The sequence below is a fragment of the Lachnospiraceae bacterium genome (assembly GCA_025758065.1).
Lineage (GTDB): Bacteria > Bacillota > Clostridia > Lachnospirales > Lachnospiraceae > Enterocloster.
This window is the reverse complement of the sequence record CP107199.1, coordinates 2,768,619-2,791,093: the sequence shown is the minus strand read 5'-3', so window position 1 is coordinate 2,791,093 and position 22,475 is coordinate 2,768,619. Positions and strand designations below refer to the sequence as shown.

The 22,475-nt window shown below is 42.3% G+C and carries 19 protein-coding genes, 1 tRNA gene and 1 riboswitch; of the genes, 5 read left to right on the top strand and 15 right to left on the bottom strand.

Features of this window, described 5'->3' with window-relative positions:
• Positions 1-2: 2 nt before the first annotated feature.
• The gene (locus OGM16_13015) at positions 3-1,157 is read right to left on the bottom strand and encodes an ABC transporter substrate-binding protein (protein ID UYJ45724.1); all 1,155 of its coding nucleotides are present in this window, start codon (positions 1,155-1,157) and stop codon (positions 3-5) included.
• Between the two features lie 222 nt (positions 1,158-1,379).
• Positions 1,380-1,610: riboswitch (cobalamin riboswitch) on the bottom strand.
• 71 nt (positions 1,611-1,681) lie between these two features.
• Complete coding sequence (locus OGM16_13010) at positions 1,682-3,037, bottom strand: MATE family efflux transporter (protein ID UYJ45723.1); 1,356 nt, start codon at positions 3,035-3,037, stop codon at positions 1,682-1,684.
• A gap of 300 nt (positions 3,038-3,337) precedes the next feature.
• Between OGM16_13010 and OGM16_13005 the strand changes: the two genes are divergently transcribed.
• Both OGM16_13005 and OGM16_13000 read left to right on the top strand, forming a co-directional pair.
• Positions 3,338-5,170 (top strand): NAD(P)-binding protein, encoded by a 1,833-nt coding sequence (locus OGM16_13005; protein UYJ45722.1) that lies wholly within the window; start codon positions 3,338-3,340, stop codon positions 5,168-5,170.
• Positions 5,164-6,957 carry a [FeFe] hydrogenase, group A gene (locus OGM16_13000; protein UYJ45721.1) on the top strand — a complete coding sequence of 598 codons (1,794 nt, stop codon included), beginning with the start codon at positions 5,164-5,166 and terminating at the stop codon, positions 6,955-6,957. Before OGM16_13005 ends, OGM16_13000 begins: the two co-directional genes overlap by 7 nt.
• 144 nt (positions 6,958-7,101) lie before the next feature.
• On the opposite strand, the gene metA is transcribed toward OGM16_13000, so the two are convergent.
• From metA to OGM16_12965, 7 genes are all read right to left on the bottom strand, one after another.
• Positions 7,102-8,019, bottom strand: a complete 918-nt coding sequence (metA, locus tag OGM16_12995; GenBank protein UYJ45720.1) for a homoserine O-succinyltransferase — start codon at positions 8,017-8,019, stop codon at positions 7,102-7,104.
• A 1-nt stretch (position 8,020) separates the two neighbouring features.
• Complete coding sequence (gene ligA / locus OGM16_12990) at positions 8,021-9,997, bottom strand: NAD-dependent DNA ligase LigA (GenBank protein UYJ45719.1); 1,977 nt, start codon at positions 9,995-9,997, stop codon at positions 8,021-8,023.
• A complete protein-coding gene (locus tag OGM16_12985) occupies positions 9,973-10,809 on the bottom strand; it encodes a pseudouridine synthase (protein ID UYJ45718.1) in 837 nt (278 codons plus the stop codon). The genes ligA and OGM16_12985 overlap by 25 nt, the downstream gene beginning before the upstream one ends.
• 26 nt (positions 10,810-10,835) lie before the next feature.
• Positions 10,836-11,888: a tRNA preQ1(34) S-adenosylmethionine ribosyltransferase-isomerase QueA gene (gene queA, locus OGM16_12980; GenBank protein ID UYJ45717.1), complete on the bottom strand. Its 1,053-nt coding sequence runs from the start codon at positions 11,886-11,888 to the stop codon at positions 10,836-10,838.
• Between the two features lie 41 nt (positions 11,889-11,929).
• Positions 11,930-12,898 (bottom strand): hypothetical protein, encoded by a 969-nt coding sequence (locus OGM16_12975; protein UYJ45716.1) that lies wholly within the window; start codon positions 12,896-12,898, stop codon positions 11,930-11,932.
• A 236-nt stretch (positions 12,899-13,134) separates the two neighbouring features.
• Positions 13,135-14,226 (bottom strand): PTS sugar transporter subunit IIC, encoded by a 1,092-nt coding sequence (locus OGM16_12970; protein UYJ45715.1) that lies wholly within the window; start codon positions 14,224-14,226, stop codon positions 13,135-13,137.
• Between the two features lie 392 nt (positions 14,227-14,618).
• Positions 14,619-16,292 carry an RsiV family protein gene (locus OGM16_12965; protein UYJ45714.1) on the bottom strand — a complete coding sequence of 558 codons (1,674 nt, stop codon included), beginning with the start codon at positions 16,290-16,292 and terminating at the stop codon, positions 14,619-14,621.
• Positions 16,293-16,358: 66 nt separating this feature from the next.
• Between OGM16_12965 and OGM16_12960 the strand changes: the two genes are divergently transcribed.
• Positions 16,359-16,430, top strand: a tRNA-Arg gene (locus tag OGM16_12960).
• 230 nt (positions 16,431-16,660) lie between these two features.
• On the opposite strand, the gene OGM16_12955 is transcribed toward OGM16_12960, so the two are convergent.
• The 3 genes from OGM16_12955 to OGM16_12945 all read right to left on the bottom strand — a co-directional run bounded on the left by OGM16_12955 (position 16,661) and on the right by OGM16_12945 (position 18,533).
• A complete protein-coding gene (locus OGM16_12955; GenBank protein UYJ45713.1) occupies positions 16,661-17,866 on the bottom strand; it encodes a tyrosine-type recombinase/integrase in 1,206 nt (401 codons plus the stop codon).
• A 107-nt stretch (positions 17,867-17,973) separates the two neighbouring features.
• Complete coding sequence (locus OGM16_12950; GenBank protein UYJ45712.1) at positions 17,974-18,174, bottom strand: helix-turn-helix domain-containing protein; 201 nt, start codon at positions 18,172-18,174, stop codon at positions 17,974-17,976.
• A 59-nt stretch (positions 18,175-18,233) separates the two neighbouring features.
• Positions 18,234-18,533: a hypothetical protein gene (locus tag OGM16_12945; GenBank protein UYJ45711.1), complete on the bottom strand. Its 300-nt coding sequence runs from the start codon at positions 18,531-18,533 to the stop codon at positions 18,234-18,236.
• Between the two features lie 474 nt (positions 18,534-19,007).
• Here OGM16_12945 and OGM16_12940 point away from each other — a divergent pair, with 474 nt between their 5' ends.
• Positions 19,008-19,565, top strand: a complete 558-nt coding sequence (locus tag OGM16_12940) for a hypothetical protein (GenBank protein ID UYJ45710.1) — start codon at positions 19,008-19,010, stop codon at positions 19,563-19,565.
• A 210-nt stretch (positions 19,566-19,775) separates the two neighbouring features.
• Here OGM16_12940 and OGM16_12935 read toward each other — a convergent pair whose 3' ends face one another.
• Complete coding sequence (locus OGM16_12935; GenBank protein ID UYJ45709.1) at positions 19,776-19,961, bottom strand: ribbon-helix-helix domain-containing protein; 186 nt, start codon at positions 19,959-19,961, stop codon at positions 19,776-19,778.
• A 126-nt stretch (positions 19,962-20,087) separates the two neighbouring features.
• Here OGM16_12935 and OGM16_12930 point away from each other — a divergent pair, with 126 nt between their 5' ends.
• Positions 20,088-21,227 carry a hypothetical protein gene (locus OGM16_12930; GenBank protein UYJ45708.1) on the top strand — a complete coding sequence of 380 codons (1,140 nt, stop codon included), beginning with the start codon at positions 20,088-20,090 and terminating at the stop codon, positions 21,225-21,227.
• Positions 21,228-21,375: 148 nt separating this feature from the next.
• Here OGM16_12930 and tnpA read toward each other — a convergent pair whose 3' ends face one another.
• Positions 21,376-21,831, bottom strand: a complete 456-nt coding sequence (tnpA, locus tag OGM16_12925) for an IS200/IS605 family transposase (GenBank protein ID UYJ45707.1) — start codon at positions 21,829-21,831, stop codon at positions 21,376-21,378.
• A gap of 240 nt (positions 21,832-22,071) precedes the next feature.
• Positions 22,072-22,203 carry a hypothetical protein gene (locus OGM16_12920; protein ID UYJ45706.1) on the bottom strand — a complete coding sequence of 44 codons (132 nt, stop codon included), beginning with the start codon at positions 22,201-22,203 and terminating at the stop codon, positions 22,072-22,074.
• Positions 22,204-22,475 lie beyond the last annotated feature (272 nt).

Genomic DNA, 22,475 nt, shown 5'->3' with positions numbered 1-22,475 from the left:
CATTAACCCTGTGCAGGTACGTGATAATAATGAGGTGCGTTTGGTTCAAAGCCCTGATACTTCATCCACTGGGTAAAGATAGCATCTGGATCTAAGTCAGTCATCAGATCCGGATACAGCCATTTTGCCATGTAAGCAGCTCCGATCATCTTTCCAAGACCGCCGTTCATAAATGCTGTATTAATATAGAAGTTTCCTTCCTTAACAGCCTTTAAATCCTTCCAGCCTGGACGTTCAAGCATTTCTTCCGCCTTCTCAGCAAATTCTTCCTGTGGTGGTGCTGTAAATACACCGCTGTTTCCGATTACATTTTTACCAGCATAGATCTTTACGATCAGGTCTGGATCTTCTGTTAAGATCTGCTCTGGATCAATGTCCTTACCAGCTAAGGAAGCATCACCAAAAATATTAATACCGCCAGCCATAAGGATCATGTTGTGCCAGCCATCGTTAGAAGTTCCTGGAATACAGGTGCTGTAATCATTGCCATATTCCCAGTAAACTTTCTTGCGGTCTGTTACCTGCTTTAACTGCTGGTTGATATAGTCAACTGGTTTCTGATAAAAGTCAACCAGTTCTTCTGCCTGCTCCTGCTTTCCAAACAGTTCGCCGCAAAGACGGATCTGCTTTGGAACATCAGAGTTATCCCATCCTGTAATAACAACTACCTTAATGCCAAAGGACTCTAATTTATCAACAGACTCTTCTACTTTGCCGTTCTTTGGAACTACCAGCACCTGAGGATCTAATGCAACAATCTTCTCGTAATCATACTCATCTTTTCCGAATGTTTCATCTTCACCAAACTGTGGCCAGTATACCGGATCCTGAGAGGTGTACTGATCTACACCTACTACTGCATCACCAGCGCCAACGGCACGGATTAGCTCGTTATTATAACGGTTTGCAACGCAGGCACGGGTGATTGGAAGCTCCAGTTCTACTTCTCTTCCCAGGTCATCTACGAATGTGGTTGTTTCTCCCTCTTTTGCCTCTGCAGTGGTCTTTGCAGCAGTTGTTTCCTCTGCTGTTGTCTCTGCCGCGGTTGTTTGCGCTGCTGTGGTCTCCTGTTTAGATGCAGTGTTTCCTGCGCATCCTGTTACTGCGATCATAGCACCTGCTAAGATCGCTGCCAGCCATCTCTTGCTGTTTCTCATCTTTATGTCTCCTTTCAGTCTGCCTGTCCTATGTGCCTCTATTTTGCTGTTTTCATCTATTTGTACAGCCTTTCGCACAAGGATAAATATGCTCTCCATCATAAATTGCATAACAGAGCCATATCTTCTGCAAAGTTACATATTTACATATAATTTAAATACATTTTTCCTATATGCACATGTTTTTACAGACTGAAAGGTAATAGTCCCTGTCCCAGACTATTCCTCTGTCAGACATCTGGCCGGTCTCCTGGCTTATGGTTCATCCTCCGGACGCCTTCCCGCTTTCGCAGTGACTTTTTTGTCCTTTGTCCCCAATATAACTATCTGGCACTTATTGTCCCGGACAGTCACATAATTACAGTAGAGGCAGCTGCGGGGGATTTTCACCCCACTTCCCTGGCGGTTTCTATCATGTATTCCCTATATTGAACCGCCTTTTTTCCAGATGCTGCAAGTTTTCAGTTGAGCTTTTAAAAGGGTATCATTTTTTTAATGATTTGGCAACACCATTTTTCCATTTTTCATGCTCTGCCACTATATGCTTTTTTCTGTGGGTTCTGTCTTTGCAGCAGCAGAAATAATCCAGCACAGATCACAACAGACACTAAAGATCCCCCTGCAGTTGCCAGTCCCATTGGAAATAATGTTTCAGGAAATATCTTAGACGTCAGGTACACGCCAGGAACACGCACCAGGGCAATAGAGACAATATTGTGGATAAAGGAATATCCGGACCGTCCGCAGGCACAGAAATAGCCGCTGAAGCTGAAATGGATCCCTGCAAACATGCAGTCCCAAATATAGCCCTTCAGGTACTGAGTACCTGCACAGATCACAGCCTGGTCATTAGTAAACAGGTTCTCCACATTTCCAGCTGTAAACTGGATGATAATAGCTATGAGCAGGCCAAATCCACCTGCAATGCTGATAGCATATTTTAAGGCAGCCACTGCCTGCTGCGGCTTTCCTGCACCTACATTCTGGGCTCCTAAGGCTGATACGGTGGAGAGCATGGATGAAGGCACTAAAAACAAAAAACTGATCACCTTTTCCACAATACCTACTGCCGCCGCATCTGTCAGGCCTCTTCTGTTTGCAATAATAGTGATAATGATAAATGCCACCTGGATCAGGCCATCCTGCATGGCAATGGGAAAACCGATCTTTAACAATCTTCCCATCGTTTCTTTTCTGGGTTTAAAATCATCTTTCTTTACGGTAATGCCTGTTTTTCCCCTTATAAACATGGTCAGAGCCACGATCACACTCACTGTCTGGGATAAGGTAGTTCCCAGTGCTGCACCGGAAGGTCCCAAATGCAGGACTCCCATAAAAATATAATCCAGCACAATATTTACACCACAGGCAATGGCTATAAAGTACATAGGGCTTTTAGAATCTCCCATTCCCCTGAAGATAGAACTGATAATGTTATAAGCTGTAATAAAAGGGATTCCCATAAAACAAATTTTTAAATACATTGCTGTTCCTGCTGCTGCCTCTTCCGGTACAGACATGATCCCTACAATGCCATTTACGCAAAAATATAGAACAACCGTCAAAATAACAGAAAGCATCATAAATAAAGTAGCTGTATTTCCCGTATCCACCGCCGCCCGCTTCTTATCCCTAGCACCAATGGCCTGTCCAATATTTACAGTGGCACCCATTGCCAGACCTACGATCATCACCGTAAGCATGTGCATGACCTGGCTTCCAACAGACACAGCCGTGGTACTTGCCACGCCCTCAAACTGGCCGATGATAAACAGATCTGCCATTCCATACAAGGTCTGAAGAAAATACGCCAATAAATAAGGAATGGAAAAATAGATAATATTTTTAAATATGCTTCCTTCTGTAAGGTTTCTTTCCATAATATATGTCTCTCCTGTTGTCTGTTTCATAGCATTTTTTCTGCCTGTATCAGTTTATACTCTATAATAATTGTAGGGTCAAGTTTTTTATTTCCACTATCTCGGTCCATTTGGATACAAACAACAGTGTCCATACGCCGCTTTTCAAGCACAAGCAGCTCTTTTTGCAAACTTTTTTAGATATCTAAAAATTATTACAATTTTTTTGTATATTTTATAGTGCATTTTTTACAACTATATGTTATACTAATTAATGACATTTATTATCATTAAACAAAATATATGTTCAGGAGGATTTATATGAGCAGATTGGAGTTGTTCACCCCAAGTAAAGACCAGCTGATGGTTGAGAGTCTTTACAAAAATCTGGAGCAGCGTATTGTGGCCAGCCCTCCAGGTATCTGCCCTGTTGATATAACAAGGGCTTTTATCGAAATGTGCCATGCCCAGACCTGCGGAAAATGTGTTCCCTGCCGTGTGGGACTTCATCAGTTGAAACATATGATCACCAATGTGTTAAATGGCGATGCTGATTACGAGATCCTGGACCTGATCGAGGAGACTGCCCTTTCCATTATGCAGACCGCCGACTGTGCCATTGGCTCTGAAGCAGCCAAAATGGTATGGCGCATGGTACATACCTGCCGTGATGATTTTGAGGCACACATCCGCAATAAACGATGCAGCTGCGCTATTTCCCAGCCAGTTCCATGTGTTGCCCTCTGTCCGGCCCATGTAGACATTCCAGGTTATATTGCCCTGGTAAGAGACGGACGCTTTGCAGATGCCATCCAGCTGATCCGCAAGGACAACCCATTCCCTTCTACCTGCGGTTTTATCTGCGAACATCCATGCGAAGCACGCTGCCGCCGCAATATGGTAGATACCTCTGTAAATATCCGGGGACTGAAACGTGCTGCTGCTGATCTTGCAGGAAAAGTCACTCCGCCAGCCTGTGGTCCTTCCACCGGCAAAAAGATCGCCGTTGTAGGCGGCGGACCTTCCGGCCTCTCTTCTGCTTATTATCTGCAGTTAATGGGCCATCAGGTCACTGTTTATGAGATGCTGCCAAAGCTGGGTGGTATGCTGCGATACGGTATTCCAAACTACCGTCTGCCAAAGAACCGCCTGGAAGAAGATACAGATGCCATCCTGGAAACCGGCATCCAGGTACATTACAATGTAAAGATCGGTGAAGATATTAAACTGGACGAACTGCGAAAAGTATATGACGCAGTGCTTATTACAGTAGGCGCTTCTACAGATAAGAAGCTTGGCCTTCCAAATGAAGATGCAGCGGGTATTACTTCTGCTGTGGATTTCCTTAGAAACGTAAGCCTTGGGGACTGTCCTGATCTTAGCGGCCAGGAAGTAGCTGTCATCGGTGGCGGAAACGTATCCATGGATGCTGTCCGCACTGCCATCCGTCTGGGTGCAAAGAAAGTCAGCATCGTTTACCGCCGCCGCGTAGCTGATATGACTGCTCTTCCTGCTGAGATCGAGGCAGCTGTTGCAGAAGGTGTAGAACTGCTCACTTTGGTTGCTCCGGCTGGCATTGAAGTTGATGAAAATGGACGTGTAAGTGGTGTCCGGGTCACTCCTCAGATGATCAGTACCATCAAAGACGGCCGTGCAAGTGTAACTGCCAGCGGTGAACCGGAATATGTGATCCCATGCCAGACCATGATCATTGCCATTGGCCAGAATATTGAGGTCAAACATTATGAAGAGTCTGGTATCCCGGTATCCAGAGGTAAGATCGTTACTCTGCCAAACGGTGGATTTGCTGATATCCCAGGCGTATTTGCAGGCGGTGACTGTGCTTCCGGCCCGGCCACTGTTATCAAAGCCGTAGCTGCCGCAAAGGTAACTGCTGCCAACATTGACGAATATTTAGGATATCACCATGAAATCACCTGTGATATTGAGATCCCGATCCCAAATAACAACGACCATACTCCATGCGGCCGTGTAGAACTGTCTGAACGGGAAGCAAGTGAACGTAAACACGATTTTGAAGGTGTTGAAAACTGCATGAACAAGAAAGAAATAGCGCAGGAATCCGGACGCTGCCTCCGCTGCGATCATTTCGGCTTTGGAATCTTTAAAGGAGGGCGTGAGAAATTATGGTAAATTTAACCATCGACAAACTGCCTGTATCTGTAAAAGAAGGCACTACCTTAATGGAAGCAGCCGAGTCTATCGGCATCCATATCCCACACTTATGCTACTGGAAAGGTTTAAATGAGATCGCTGCCTGCCGCGTATGCGTTGTAGAATTAGAAGGACGTGACCATCTGATCACTGCCTGCAACAATAAGGTAGAAGAAGGCATGGTCGTTTATACTAACAGCCCAAAGGTACGCTTAGACCGCCGTCTTACTGTTCAGCTGATCTTATCCCAGCATGATTGCCGGTGCGCTACCTGTGTAAGAAGCGGCAACTGTTCTCTTCAGAAGATCGCAACGGATCTGAACGTCCAGGATGGTCTTTTTGAGGAACGTCTGGAAAAGCAGCCATGGGATAAAACATTCCCTCTGATCCGTCAATCCGAAAAATGCATTAAATGTATGCGCTGCGTTCAGGTCTGTGACAAGATCCAGGGCTTAAATATCTGGGATCTGGAAGGTACCGGTTCCCGTTCTACTATTAATGTAACCGGAAACCGTAAGATAAATGAAGCAGACTGTTCTCTCTGCGGTCAGTGTATCACCCACTGTCCTGTTGGAGCACTTCATGAGCGTGACGATACAGAAAAATTATGGAGAGCTTTAGCTGATCCTAATAAAACAGTTGTTGTACAGGTTGCTCCTGCTGTCCGTGCTGCATGGGGCGAAGGTCTTGGATTTACACGGGAAGAAGCTACCATTGGAAAGATTTTTGACGCTTTGAAGAAAATGGGAGCTGATTATGTATTTGACTCCTGCTTCACTGCTGACCTTACCATTATGGAAGAAGCAAATGAGTTGTTAGTCCGCCTTGGCAAAGGGGATTTAAAAGACCGTCCAATGTTCACTTCCTGCTGTCCGGGATGGGTACGCTTTGTTAAGAGTGAATTCCCACAGTTTGTAAAACAGTTATCTACTGCCAAATCCCCAATGCAGATGTTTGGTGCTGTAATGAAGAGCTATTTTGCAGAGCAGATCGGCAAAAAGCCGGAAGATATCTTCTCTGTTGCCATTATGCCTTGCCTGGCTAAAAAGGGCGAAGCAAATATGGAGCTGTTCTACAAGGAATATGCAGGTCATGATACAGACTGCGTGATCACTACCCGTGAGCTGATCCGCATGATCAAGGGTTCCAGCATCATTACTGACCGTCTTACTGATATTGAACCGGATCGTATCTTCCACGACGCTTCCGGTGCCGGTGTGATCTTCGGCGCTACAGGCGGTGTTATGGAAGCTGCCCTGCGTACTGCCTACTATGCTATCATGGGCGAAAACTGCGCTCCTGATGCCTTTAAAAATGTACGCGCTTCCTCCCAGGAGACCGGTATTACAGAAGCTGAATTTGAATTAAACGGACAGATCCTGCGTATTGCTGCTGTCAGCGGTCTGGGAAATACCAGAAACCTGTTAAAAGCCATTGAACGCGGTGAAAAGCATTACGAATTTGTAGAAGTTATGGCATGCCCTGGCGGCTGTGTAGGCGGAGGCGGACAGCCTCAGCATGACGGCGTGGAAATGGCCTTTGAACGCGGAAAGAACCTGTATTTCCTGGACGCGAATGCTGATATCCGCCGTTCCCATGAAAATCCTGATGTGAAGGCTCTTTATGACAACTACTTTGAACAGCCATTAAGCCACAAATCCCATATGCTGCTGCATACTGACCATAATAAATGGCAGATGCCTCCAAGCCCTCAGAGAAACCGCAATGGATATGTGATCAATCCTAATGCGAAGCTGCAGGGATAAGATGTGAGATAATGTGAGGTTGGATCCTGTTTCGGAGGAATTCGTGAAAAAAGTTAAAAACCTTCCGGCATTGGAATATTTTCCGTGCCGGAAGGTTTTTTCATATTTATTACATAGTCTATGATACTGCTGATGTACTAGCTCCTACTCCCCATCATCCAACAAATACGGTGTCATCTGGTATACATAGAAATTCAGCCAGTTGGTATACAATGTATTAGAAGTATTTCTCCAAGTAAGTTCCGGTACGGAAAACGGATCATTATCCTCATAATAATTAACCGGAAGAGATGGGTTCAGCCCCTTGTTCAGATCTCTGTGGTATTCGTTATTTAAAGTCATACGGTCATATTCCGGATGGCCCTGGACAAAGATCTGCTTTCCATCACGGCTCATTACCAGAAATATTCCGGCTTCTTCGGACTCTGCCAGAATGACCAGCTCCGGGTGCTTCTCAATATCTTCCCTGCGGACCTCTGTATAACGGGAATGAGGTGCCAGGAAGGTATCATTAAAGCTGCGTACTAACGGCACCTTCCGGTCTGATACTCTGTGCTTATAAATACCGGAAAGTTTCTCTTCTCTCTTATATTTCGGGATGCCATAATGGTAATACAGTCCCGCCTGGGCTCCCCAGCAGATATGGATAGTCGAGGTCACATGTGTTTTACTCCACTCCATGATACCGGAAAGCTCTTTCCAGTAGTTTACCTCTTCAAAGTCCATATTTTCCACAGGCGCACCTGTGATGATCATTCCATCGAATTTTTTCTTTCTGATGCTGTCAAAGGACACATAAAACTTGTTTAAATGACTGGCAGATGTGTTTTTGGACACATGGGTAGACAGCATTAAAAAGGTACAGTCCACCTGCAGCGGTGTATTTGACAGCGCACGCAGCAATTGTGTCTCTGTATCCTCCTTTAAAGGCATGAGATTTAAGATCAGGATCTCCAAAGGTCGGATATCCTGGCTCATAGCCCTGTCTTCATCCATGATAAATATATTTTCTGATTCCAGGATCGCCCTTGCAGGCAGATCCTTCTGTACTTTAATAGGCATATCAGCCTTCCCCCTTTTCCTTCTCCTGAAGCAGTTTCAGGAAATCTTCTTCCGAAAGGATCGGAATCCCCAGTTCCTTTGCCTTTTTATTTTTAGAAGAACTGGATTGTGTATCATTATTGATCAGATACGTGGTTTTTGAGGTAACAGAACCTGTTGCCTTTCCTCCCTTGCTCTCGATCAGTGCCTGCAATTCCTTTCTGTTTGCAAAATGCTCTACAGAGCCTGTGATAACAAAGGTCATTCCTGTGAAAGCAGTACCATTTTCCTCTGCCTGTTCTTTTTCAATGTGAAGCTCCTGCAATAAATGATCTAATACCTCATTGTTCTTTGCAGAAGCAAAGTAATCTACCCATGCCTGAGCCAGTACACTGCCAATGCCATCTACTGCTGTCAGCTCTTCCACGTCGCAGTGACGCATCTGATCCAGATCATAGTTAAAATGACGGCAGAGCATTTTCGCATTTGCAAGACCAATTCCTGCAATTCCCAGACCATATATCAGTCTTGGCAGTGTGGTGTGGGAGGCAGCTTCAATGGAACTAATCAGATTATCATAGGATTTCTGACCAAAGCCTTCCATTTCTGTAATCACTTCTTTATGGTCTGATAAATGGAAAATATCTGCATATTCGTGGATAAAACCGGCACCGATGAATTTCTCCAGAGTTGCTTCTGATAATCCATCTATATTTAAGGCATCACGGCTTACAAACAAAGTAAAGCTTTTGATCTTTTTTGCCTGACATTCTGGATTAGTGCAATATAAACTCTTTACATCATTGGTCTGGCGGATCTGTGTAGCGCCGCCGCATACAGGACAGATCTTAGGAATATCCCTTACACCGCTGCGGGTCAGGTTATCTGCGATCTGTGGGATGATCATATTTGCCTTGTATACCGTGATCTTATCTCCTGCGCCTAACTCCAGCCCTTCCATAATGCTGATATTATGGACGCTGGCGCGACTGACAGTAGTCCCCTCTAACTCAACTGGCTCAAACACAGCCACCGGATTGATCAGACCGGTTCGTGAAGGACTCCATTCAATATAGGATAATGTGGTCTCCCGGATCTCATCCTGCCACTTAAAAGCAATGGCATTTCGCGGGAACTTGGCCGTACGTCCCAGTGAATCACCATAGGCAATATCATCATATAACAGCACCAGGCCATCTGAAGGAATATCATTATGCCCGATCTGCCCTGCAAACCAGGCAACCTTATCCATTAGATCGGCTGCTGTTACTTCTTCGTGATGCACGACCTCAAATCCCTGGTTTTTCAGCCATAAAAATTGCTCTTTTCTGGAATTTTTAAAGTCAACACCTTCTGCCTTAACCAGGGCAAAAGCCTCAAAATGAACACTGCGCTCTGCTGTGATCTTACTGTTTAACTGGCGCACAGAACCGCTGCAAAGGTTTCGCGGGTTTTTATATTTGGCATCTGCATCACCGATCTCATCGTTAATACGTTCAAAATCTGTATAGGTAATGACTGCCTCGCCCCGGATGATCAGCTGCCCCTTATAGGCAATTGCCAGGGGGATGTTGGAAAATGCCCTTGCATTTGGTGTAATAACTTCCCCGATCTCCCCATTTCCCCTGGTAACAGCCTTTACCAGCGTTCCATTTTCATAAGTAAGAACTACCGTAAGGCCATCCATTTTCCAGGATAAAAGGCCTTTCTGGTTTCCTAACCACTGCTGTAAGTCCTCTACACTCTTTGTCTTATCAAGAGACAGCATAGGCTCTTCATGGGTCTCTTTTGGAAGCTCACTTAAAACCTGATAACCTACCTGCTGTGTGGGACTTCCCGACAGGATGATCCCTGTCTTTGCCTCCAGGGCAGACAGCTCATCATACAGCTTATCATATTCAAAATTGCTCATGATCTCCCGGCTTTCCTGATAGTAGGCTTTCGCAGCCTGACGAAGCTGGGGGATCAGTTCTTTCATTCTCCGGATCTCTGTTTCCATTTATTCACCTGATCTTCATTCTTAGAGTGAAAAGCCACATATCGTTTTCCTCTTCTGTCTGACTTAGACAGACTTGTGGAACCTTCCAGCAGTTTTATAAGCCGTTTATATTCTTCCCCGGTGATCTTACGATATTCCCCTGTTTTCAAACCGCCTAACTGGATATTCATAATACGCACCCGCCTAAGAAGATGCACCCGATAACCGCAGGCCTGGCACATCCGCCGGATCTGCCTGTTTAAACCCTGAGTCAGGATAATAGAAAAACGGCGTTCTCCCTGTTTTCGTACTTTACACGGAAGTGTTTTCCGCTCTAATTCCTCTAACCACACGCCTTCTGACATCTGTTTGATAAATTCATCTGTCAGAACCTTATCTACAGTAACGATATATTCTTTTTCATGGGCATTGGTACTGCGCATGATCTTATTTACCAGATCTCCCTGATTCGTCATAAGGATCAGTCCCTCAGACTCTTTATCCAGACGGCCAACAGGGTAAATACGTTCCGGATAAGAAAGCATTTCTACAATATTTTCTGCCCGGTCTTTGTCGGAAGTAGTGCAGACGATCCCTCTTGGTTTATTTACCGCAAGCAGAACAGGGCGGGGAGGTTTTACTTCTCCCCGCCCGCCGTCTGCACCACCTACCGGCTTTCCATCGCATATTACTTTCTGTCCATCTTCTATACGCTGACCCATCTGGGCAGTTTTTCCGTCAACTAAAACTTTGCCTTCACTGATCAGCCGGTCTGCCTCCCGCCTGGAACACACTCCCATGCGGCTAAGCCATTTATTCAGACGTTCTTCCATTTAACTTCCTACGCTTTCTTTACTTCCTACGCTTTCTTTACAGGCTGTGGATCATCAGCGATGAACATGGCATCGCCAAAAGAAAAGAATCTGTATCTTTCCCTGATCGCTTCATTATATGCTGCTAAAATATTCTCTCTTCCTGCTAATGCACTGACTAACATCACCAGTGTAGATTCCGGTAAATGAAAATTGGTGATCAGTGCATCCAGGATTTTAAACTTATATCCCGGATAAATGAAAATATCAGTCCAGCCTGTTTTTGCCTGTAAAATACCATCCTCTGTGGAGGCAGATTCTACTGTACGGCAGCTGGTGGTTCCCACACAGATCACCCGGCCTCCTGCTGCTTTTGTTTCATTTACTTTTTTTGCCTCTGCCTCATCTACTACATAAAATTCAGAGTGCATATGGTGGTCTAATACATTTTCCACCTTTACAGGGCGGAAGGTACCAAGACCTACATGTAAGGTAACATGAGCGATCTTCACACCCATATCCTCAATCTGCTTTAACAGTTCTTTTGTAAAGTGAAGTCCGGCTGTAGGCGCTGCTGCAGAACCCTCATGAACTGCATAAACAGTCTGATAGCGGTTCTTATCCTTTAACTGGTGTGTAATGTATGGAGGAAGTGGCATCTGACCTAAACGGTCTAATATCTCTTCAAAAATGCCTTCGTATGAGAACTGGATCAGTCTGTTTCCATCATCTACTGTCTCAATAACAGTTCCTGTAAGGATACCGTCACCAAAATCAATGACAGTTCCTGGTTTTGCCTTCTTTCCCGGCTTTACCAGAGTCTCCCAAATATCATTTTCACGGCGCTTTAATAAAAGCACCTCTATTTTTGCTCCTGTATCCTTTTTTACGCCAAATAATCTTGCCGGGATAACCTTTGTATCATTGATCACAAGACAATCTCCTGATCTTAAATACTCTACAATATCCTTAAAGATCCTGTGCTGTGTCTTGCCTGTCTTCTTGTCCAGTACTAAAAGCCTGGAAGAAGAACGATCCTCCAAAGGATCCTGTGCGATCAGTTCCTGTGGCAGGTCAAAATTAAAATCTTTTACATTCATTTTTCTGTTACTTCCTTTAATTTTTCTTACTGCATATTTTCTTACTGTATAGCTACAGCTGCATCAGAGTTATCCCCTGCTGCTTCTGTCTGGGTTTCTTCTGTTCCTTCTGCCGGTGTCTCACCTGTGGTCCCTTCTGCAGCATCTGCACCTGTAGTTTCTTCACCTGTACCAGAAGAAGCATCTGTACCATCACCGATCATAACCTGGCTGTCTGCATTTTCCTCATCTTCAGAAGTGCTTACTACTGCACCATTGCTCAGATCCTTATAAATACCGGCTAAAAGGCTGTCGGATTCAATAGCCTGTTTTAAGCGTTCATTGACCTGGGTCGATAAAAGGCGTACATCCTCTGTCTGGTTCTGGCTGGCAACATAATCCGCCTCATCACCCAAAACATTTTCACGGATAATATAATCGCCGTTATCATTTTTCACTACATAACACCACATAAGACCAGGTGCCAGAGTGTCCACTCTTCTGAATTTTACATCATAGGTCACATATACCACATATGAATCATCTGTCATTCCCGCTTTTGTATAACAGGTGATATCCTGATAGTCCTCGATATAAACAGCTTCATCTTTTAACTGCTGCTTTCTCTCCTCTATACGGTCATCCTCTTCTTTTCCAAATACCTTATAAAGCATCTGGGCATCCTGATCCACTTTTGCCTGAAAATAAGTGCTAATCAGCTCATTGACCTGGGGATTTGCGTCCTTTTGGAGTTCATACGCAGAAAAATCCTGATTATATTCATTGTTATCCGGTTCAATAGATGCATCATCCGTACTGCTTTCTGTATCTCCTTCTATAGAAATATCTGAAGCTTCAGATACTGTGGTATCCTCTGTATTTTTACTGCTTCCCGGTTTCTTATCCATGACCAGGATCACAATCAGCAGTACCAACACTATTGCTGCCGGGATTGCCAGCAATCTGGCATACTTAGTTTTATCATCAGACCTTCTTCCAGGTTTTTTTCTTCCTCGAACAGTTTGTTTCATATTCTATTCTTCCTCCATTATCTGCCACTACTCCGCTCTATTCTAGCAAAAAGCAAACCAAAATGCAATACAGCGAAAATCAGCGGATACATAAAAAAACTTCCCTATCCTAAGGGACAAGCCCAGTTTTAACAGGATACGGAAGTTTTTAATATTGCGGAAGAAAACATTCGTAATCCACTCATTTTTCTTCAAAAAATGGCTCCTTACTCATGTTTTGACCCTGGTACATCATTTTATTTCAGTGTCAGGTCTCCTTCTTTGACCCAGCCGATCTTCTTTAAGAACATATTAATGACCGGGCAGATCACTGCCGGAAAGATGATGGATACAAGAAGCAGTCCGGCCCAGTCGCCTGTTGTGATCACTGCCTTTGTTCCTTCAGAAACATCTTTGACCCAGCCTGTATATACACCGATCTGGCCAACCAGACCGCAGGTGCCCATACCGGAAGAAACAGCAGCACCATTCATTTCCATATGGAAAAGGCAGGTGGCAACAGGTCCTGTAATAGCAGAGGTAACAATAGGCGCGATCCAGATCTTTGGATTTTTTACAATATTTCCCATCTGAAGCATGGATGTTCCGATTCCCTGGGATACCAGGCCGCCCCATTTATTCTCCGGGAAAGACATAACTGCAAAACCTACCATCTGGGCACAGCAGCCTGCTACTGCTGCTCCTCCTGCCAGTCCTGTAAGTCCTAAGGCTGCACAGATCGCAGCAGAAGAAATAGGAAGTGTCAGTGCGATACCAACAAATACAGAAACTAAAATTCCCATTAAAAATGGCTGAAGCTCTGTTGCCCACATGATCACACTTCCCACTTTCATGGCTGCCTTTCCAAGCGCTGGCGCTAAAAGTGCAGATAATGCAATTCCCACACCAATGGTAACAAGAGGCGTAACAAGGATATCTACCTTTGTTTCTTTAGAAACTGCCTTTCCTGCCTCAGAAGCAAGAACTGCAACAAAAAGGACTGCCAGAGGACCACCTGCACCGCCAAGGGCATTGGACGCAAATCCTACTGTAATCAGAGAGAATAATACTAACGGTGGGCAATGAAGTGCATAGCCGATAGCCACTGCCATAGCAGGACCGCTCATAGCAGATGCTAAACCGCCTACTGTATAGGCTGTGTCATTAACAGTTGCCACTGTCATGGTTAAGAACGGGATATGAAGCTGGGTTCCCAGTGTATTGATAATGGTTCCGATCAAAAGGGAACAGAACAGTCCCTGTGCCATTGCACCAAGGGCATCAATGCCGTATCGTTTCACACTGATCTCAATGTCTTTCCGGTGCAGAAAAGCTTTTACATTTTCCATAATACCTCCATAGCTTATAACTGATTTATTTTTTCATAAGATATTAACATGATGTAAGTGCGGGAATTGCATAGCAATGGAGCAATCCGGTTACATCAGTGAGTGGCAAAATTTACTTTTGACACTCACATCATTAACATCTTCGCAATTCTAACTCTTTTTCTTTGTCTTGTCAATCACTATTGTCATGTGACAAGACAGTTATTGGCACCAAAAAGCCAGGAGATAATCTCCTGGCTCTCTGGTGTAATGCGAATAGGATTTCATTGTTTGTCTGCCGGAAAGCCTCCCGGACAGCTTGAATAGATTTTAGCATACATTTCATATAAATGCAACTCATATTTAACAAAACAAGGCCTTATAGGGAATTTTTGTAACTTTTATGTAAAATTTCACCCTGCAAATATGAGTCCATCCAGTACACTTTCAAGTTCTTCTCCATTTATTTTCTGTGGCCAGTCGCTGTTATACATAGATACCTTTCCGTACTGATCCCCATCATAACGAAAGATAACGTAACTTTCATTATCTGTCATGTAAAAATACAGTTTTGTTCCCACAGGGATCACTTCTGTTTTTCCATTTTCCCTTCCAGAGGCATCTGTCTTTTTTACAGTCAGTGCCTTTTTTACTGTAACCACTATTTCTGCCGGTCCTGCCACATAAGGATCGCTGCTTTCTAAAAGTCCAGAGCTTCCTACATGATAATGTCTGCTGCCGGAATAGGTACTGAATGCATTCATAGTCTTTTCAAGGTAAAGAGCACCTGGATCATTGTATGCAGCCACATCCTCGCTGTTGGTAAAAAGACTGTCCTCATTATAATTATACTCATATCGTATCAGTGCTGGAGTTCCCTCTACATATCCCAGATCACGGATCTGCCCATTTGTGATCTCATACACATTATCCGCAGTCCAGTCATTTTCTGAATGTGTGAAAACATGAAGAAAATGCCTGTTTCCAGTCTTCACATAATATGCCTCCATGGTGAAATAATACATATCATCAAAGACACGGCTTGTAACCTGTCCATTTTCATCCTGGATCTGTATGCGAAGGGCACTGTTTGCATAATCATCTGTTCCATCCGGATAGACACTTACATCTGAAAAGCTGCCATCATTGTAAATATCTGCACTGTAATCTGCATAAATCCCAATCTTTACAGAGTAATCTGATGGCCCCATCTTATACTCTTCTTTTACGGCATCCGGATATTTTTCAAAAGGAAGGCTGACGCTGACAATGCCTAATGCCCAGGAACCGATATTATAGGGATTATAATAAATATTCAACCGGTCCGCACCAAGACTCCAGGCAACGGCACCTGACTGATCCTTAGAATCCACATATTCAAAAAATGTATCTGCATCTTCTTCAGGAGTATTATTCTCCACCAGCCCGTCTTCGCTGGCATACTTATTTTTTAATTCCTGTATGATCCCGGCTTTTACACTTTCTTCACCTGTGATCACATCATAAAGATCCAGCTTTTTTCCTGTTTTAGTATCAAAGGTAAAACCAGCATAGGAATGATACCCATGTGCTCCACCGTAATAATCATCATAAAACTGTTCGTAGCTGACCACATTTTCATCTGCACGAAGGACATACGGTGCATATTCAGCTATTAACTGCATATTATCATCCCCCTGCATATACTCCACCATTTCCTCTGCCGATTCTTTCAGGTTGTTCAGATCTTCCTGTGTACTCTTTTTTAATGTGTCATACTCCAGGGTCAGCGCCTGATTCAGTTCCGGATAAGCCGCTGCTTCCTCATCACTTAATACCAGTCCTCCTGTTTTCAGGCTATAATTTATCTGGACACTGCCATCTGCACTGTTTACATATCCGCTTACACTGTCTGTGTGGATATAGGGATGTAGCACTTTCTTTTCTGTTTCCTCTTTTTCAATTTGTTCTTTGGATGTATCCTTTTCTTCCTTGTTTTCCTTTACTGTTGTCTGTGCAGTATCTTCTTTTGAAGTCTGATGGCAGCCAGCTGCTGTCAATGCCATAATAACAGCAAGTCCTGCTGCCGCTATTCTTTTCTTTTTCATATCTTTTCTCCCATTTTCAAATTGACTCTTGAAGTTTTGGTAAAAATATAGTATGATACTAGAGATGCGTTTGTAGCTCAGTGGATAGAGCAGTGGCCTCCGGAGCCGCGTGCGGAGGTTCGATTCCTCTCAGACGCATTCTTTTTATGCCATCTTCACTAAAAATAAATTATGAAAAAAATTATGCGAAATGCTTGTGAATCCCTTATATTTCCAGGATTTACGGGCGTTTTTTTATTGCCTGTCCATATTTTTTACTGATTTACCGAAAAACTGATTTTTACTTATTTTTACTGGTTTCTCCTGTTTTTATTGGGTCAAATTTGTGGTCAAAATTTGGGTCAAGTTGTGGTCAAATTCATTGTTATTTAGATTGATGGAATCATCTGCATCACCTGCTGCTTCTGTTCCTCAACAATGTGAATATACGTGTTATACGTTGTTGTGATATCCCGGTGTCCCAGCAGCTTACTCACTACGGTAATATCAATCCCTGCCATCAGCATACGGGAAGCAAATGTGTGACGTAAGCCATGCACTCCGATATGATGTGCACCAATCGCACCTAACGCATAATCCAAAGACCGGAATAAAGATCGTTCTGAAATTCTCTCCCCTGTCTCTGTTGATATCACATGGGTGGTGTCAATATGCATCTGCTCATTATAAGACTGGATCTGATGCAATGCCTCTACCGCTTTATCATTTAACGGGATTGTCCGGCGGCCTGCTGCCGTTTTGGTCTCACTGACCAGTTTCTGGCGTTTTCCAGGATTTTCTTCCTTGTCACGCTGCTTTACCAGTGTAAAATTTTTGGTAACCCGGCATTCCCGCTTTTCGAAGTCGATGTCTGACCACTCCAAGGCGATTGCCTCCCCACAGCGTAAGCCTGTATTTAAAATAAAAATATAGGCCGGAAGGTGCTTGTAAAACCGATTGCCGCTATTGCGAATCTGATCACTAAACTGATAAAGTCTCTCAATCTCCTTGCTGCTCAGAATCTCCGTCTCTTTGCGTTTTACCGCTACATGCTCCTCTTTTGGAAGGATTACACTCTTACACGGGTTCATTGCTACAATCTGGTTACACTCCAAATGGTTAAAAAGAGCATTCAGAAACTGATAAATCTTTTTGATGTAAGATAAGCTCAGTTCCTGGGCCTTCTCATTAATCAGCATCTGGACATCATCGCTGCTAATCTGGTTAACCGGAATACTGCCTAATTTAGGGTCAATATGGTTAACATAAGTTGACTCCAGCCGATCTCTGGAATTGCCTCGCAAATTTGGAAATTTGTAAAGCTTTATCCATTTCCAGGCATATACCGATAATGGCGTTTTGTCAGCTTCCATTACATATTTTTTGCGGTTCTCCTGGTACTGCTTGATGAGCTTCTTTAACTCCTTTTCGCTTTTAGCATAAAAGCTCTTATACTTATACTTGCCCTCGACAAGCCCTAAGCTAATGCGATACTCCCAGCGGCCATCCTCCCGGACACGAATTGTTCCCTCTCCATCATAGCGTTTTGCCTTTGTCGCTGTATTTGCAGTTGTATTTGGTTTTTTCATCGTCATTTTTCCTTCCTTTTCTCCGGAAAAATGCCGTATCTCCATTGACCACTGTACTTTGTTGATCATGGTTATTATAGCATTTTCCTTCAAAGATCATCAATACCTATATCTTAAAAGTCTATCACTTTTCCGGCATTGTTTCGCATCCAGCGATCGAAGGCTTCCTTACTTATGTAATATCTGCCACCGACCTTTACCGTTGGCAGCAAACCCGACAGTAAAAAACGATGCATTTTGTCACGGCCAAAACCAAATAACTGTTGTAAATCCTCTTGGTTGTAGTAATCATTTATCTTTCGCTCTTGATTCATATACCTTTCTTCTGGTGGCTGACTGCTCAGTGTCAGCCACCAACACATCACTCCTTATATTAGTCTACATTGCCATAGATTAATTCGTGGGCTTCTTTTTCCTCATAATATTCACAGGCCCACTCATACGCTCTCTCGTGACTACCCAAGATGCATATCCCGGTACCACCGCTCACGCTGCCGTAGTCATCACGTGTAGCAAGATCTGTCTTGGCACCGCCCTCACATAATAACCAGTACTCGTCTGTGTCCTTAGTTTTGTACAACGTCTCTGAAAAAAATTCAAATCCGCGTCCATCATCGAAGTGCTCTGCGATCCTAATTGATGTAGATGTAGCATAATCGTACTCTAATGTCATAATTTTTTAGCTCCTATTCTTGTTTTTCCGGTGGCGGTTATTATCACCTCCATCTGATGTCATGATTATACATCTGTTTTATCATTGCTTTACATCCCCCATTTTGCGGTAAAAACCTGCATTTTGATACTTGTTTTTTATATCTAAATATGATATAATTATATATTTATATTTTAGCTAACAAAATAATGCAATCCCTGTTTCTTTTATGGTAAGGTTGTCAACGTATTAAAAAATAGAAATTGTGCTTGTTTTACTCAAAAAAATGTGGTATAATATATTTAGTCAAGTATTTTATGTTCACGGAATTCAAGGTTCAATTATTTTTGTTTAATAGTTGAACCTTTTTTGTCTGAAAATTTCTTATAAAATCGCAATATCTTCTCAATATTCGTAAATTCCAAAATAGTAGTTGGTCAATTTAATTTGACTGAACAAATACAACAGCTACATGCCAACCATAAGGAGCTTTTTATGAAATATACAAACGGCATGTATTTATTTTTATCTCTTATCTTTACTGCAACAACTAAACTGCAATCGTTTTTAATGGATCGTGCAAAAACTAAACACTGGGATATCACAACCATCGCAACCAAACTCGACATCTCCGACGAGCGATATGTACAATTACGTGATGTACGAGATCCTTGGGAGCAATTAGAGATGCTTATCTATCTATCTCAACATTGCAATGTCAACAATGTATTTGTCAAAGAAGCATTAGACTCTTGGCATAATTACTTTATCGAGGCTTTAATTTATGGCCAAATGCCAGTCTTACCTATGCCTCTTAAATCTGCACCAGACTCTGTACCAACAGCGTTGCAGCGGTTATGCAGCCAGGGCCGGGTCAAACCCTTACTGTATGCTACATTGGCCACTTTGGCTGCTTTAGATGCAAATACATCTACTCTCAAGATTACACTAATGTCATCACCCAGCACTTATGATGCCAATGAAACCCGCTGCACTGATGCCAATATCGCTAATGTAACCTCGATCAGGATTGATGGCCGCATCATGCTATAACTTGTAACTCGCTAACAATCATGTAGCTTATGAGTAATAATCTATACTTATTACAGTATATAAGAAAATGCAATGATAGTAAAAAAGAAGCGAGAGGTACAACAATAATATCAAGTATCTCTCGCTTCTTTATATAATTTTGATTATTTTTATCTCTAACGTATCATATTTATATACTCAAGCCACCACTTTCCAACTTGTGAAATCTTTTCATTCTTCAATAATGTAATGCTGAATCGCATATTCCAGAAATATGTTCACAATTTCATTGCGGCTGTATCCAGAAGCTTCCGCAATTTCATCCAAAGATTTCACAAGTTCTTTCTTTACTCTGACCGAGAATACCTTATATCCATCCTCTCCACGAACTTTCCTTATAATCAATTTATCATCCATAAAATATGTCCTCCTAACATATTTTAGGTTTGATTCTCTAATATTTATATGTTAGAATATATGTTATAAAATATGTTTAAAATAATGTTATATCAGACATTTTTAGTTATTTAAGGAGAATACATTATGAAAAAAATTAAAAGCAAAGTTATGAGAATCCTGTCTGGTACATTGGCTGCTTCTATGTTGTTTGTAACACCTGTCTTTGCAGGAGAGTGGAAACAGGAAGGTTCATCTTGGAAATATCAGAATGATGATGGTTCTTTTACTACAAACAACTGGCAGTGGATTAACGGGAAATCATACTGTTTTGACGCTAATGGTATAATGTATGCAAATACAACCACCCCAGACGGCTATACCGTAAATGCAGATGGTGCGTGGACTGTAAATGGTGTTGTTCAGACACAGACAAGTGCTAATTCTTCCACCAATAATTCAACTTCAAATGAGCAGTATCCATTGGCTCATTTGAAAAAGTATCTTGTGATAGGAAATGACGGCTACCTTGATCTTAAATGGAGCAGCCAGAATATTTATTTATCTAATCCTTCTGTTCAGAATTATTTTATTTATGCAAAAGAGCAGGCTATTAAAGATAAGGATATTTTTGAAATGGTTACTGGTATGCAAGGTTCTGCTATAATTGCGATTGCGAAATTAGCTGGTATGCCTATTAGCGGATATGAACAGTTTGAAAACGATCCAATGGTTCTCGGAATCGAAAATGAATTGCGGAGTTTCTTGAATAGTTTTGATTGGAAAAATGCTTCTGATTACGAAAAAGCAGTTGCGATTGCAAAAAAAATTAATGAAGCAGAATATGATAATAATGGTGAAAATGTTCATCTTCCATATGGTTGCTTAGTTGAAAAAAAATCTGCCTGTGATGGTTTTACAAATACTGCCGAACTTCTCGGAATGTGTGTAGGCTTGCCTACTTCCGGCGTTGAATTATTGTTCTCTGCTCATGCATTTCCGGTTTATTGCATTGACGGTGTTTGGTTTGCACACGAACCTACCAGCCATAACACAGATTTTGAATTATACGACTATCATAATGCTGCACAGTTAGTTGGGGATTCTGTTTTTAATACTGCTTTTGGAGACTATTGCATTGGTACTGGATATGAAGTTCCATCCACCGAAAATGCGAAATCCATGTTTTCAAATCTTCCTTACTTTGTTGATTCAAAAGGTACATTTAATTTATATTTTAATAATCATAACCACCCGTCCAACGGGTGGTTTGCACTAGGGCTATAAGCCCTTGTTACTAGGCCAGCGTCTCAAGGCGCTGGCTTTCTCTTTAGACTGTGGGAATTCTGTTTACACAGCCTTCCCACAGCTCCGTTCAAGCCATATTGCTCTTGACTCGTCGCTACCCCTTAAAGGGTATTGTTACTACTTGGCATTAACCCTTAAAAGGGTCTTCATATTCCTTTACACTTAGCTTATCCATTGCTATATCATGCTTTTCCTGCTCTTGGATATATTTTTTTATTGTAGCCTCATTTAATCCTACTGTGCTAACATAATATCCTTCTGCCCAGAAATGACGATTTCCAAATTTATACTTTAAATTTGCGTGTTTATCGAATATCATAAGCGCACTTTTCCCTTTTAAATATCCCATGAATGATGATACACTTATCTTTGGCGGAATACTTACTAACATATGGATATGATCTGGCATTAGATGACCCTCAATAATTTCAACACCTTTATAACTACACAATTGTTTTATAATATCTCTTATATCCGCTTTGTATTGATTGTAAATTATTTTTCGTCTATACTTAGGTGTGAAGACGATATGATATTTGCACATCCATTTCATATGCGCAAGTGAATTTTCTTTCTTCGCCATAAATTACCTTTCCTTTCTGCAATACAGCCTGAACAACTCTATTGTAAACGGAAAGGTGATTTTTTGTATAACAATCGACGCGCACCCGCATAGCGGGTGGTTTATTGTTTCGCCCATCTCCATTTTTCGGAACAACGAAAAACTCCAATGGGCTCAACAGACTAAAGTCCATAATTAAAAAAGAGAAAAGAGCAATGAACTATGTTCACTGCTCTTTTCTCTTTAATATTTGGCATATTCTTATTCTTGTACAATAATCTCGTATCCCAATCTTTCAGCAAATCGTACTCCATCAAAGGTAGCCTGGATCACTTTCTCCTTTTTGCCATTTTCTGTATTCTCTCCGATTTTCAGTCTTATACATTCTGGCATATCATAGAATACCTTTTCCGCCTTTCTGTTTCCGGTTCTCGGAAATGCTTCAAGGACAATAACACCAGGATTAAAGGTACTTTTAAACTGTATTTGAATAGTTAAGGCTTAACCACAAAAGAACAGTAGGTGTACTTGATTACACTCACTGCTCTTTTCATAAACGTATCAATATGCCAATATTTTTATAAGCCAGTCTTCCTACCTTCATTTTCTCTCCATTCAAATATATGTGGCATAGTTCCACAAAATATGTTATTCTATACCTGCTG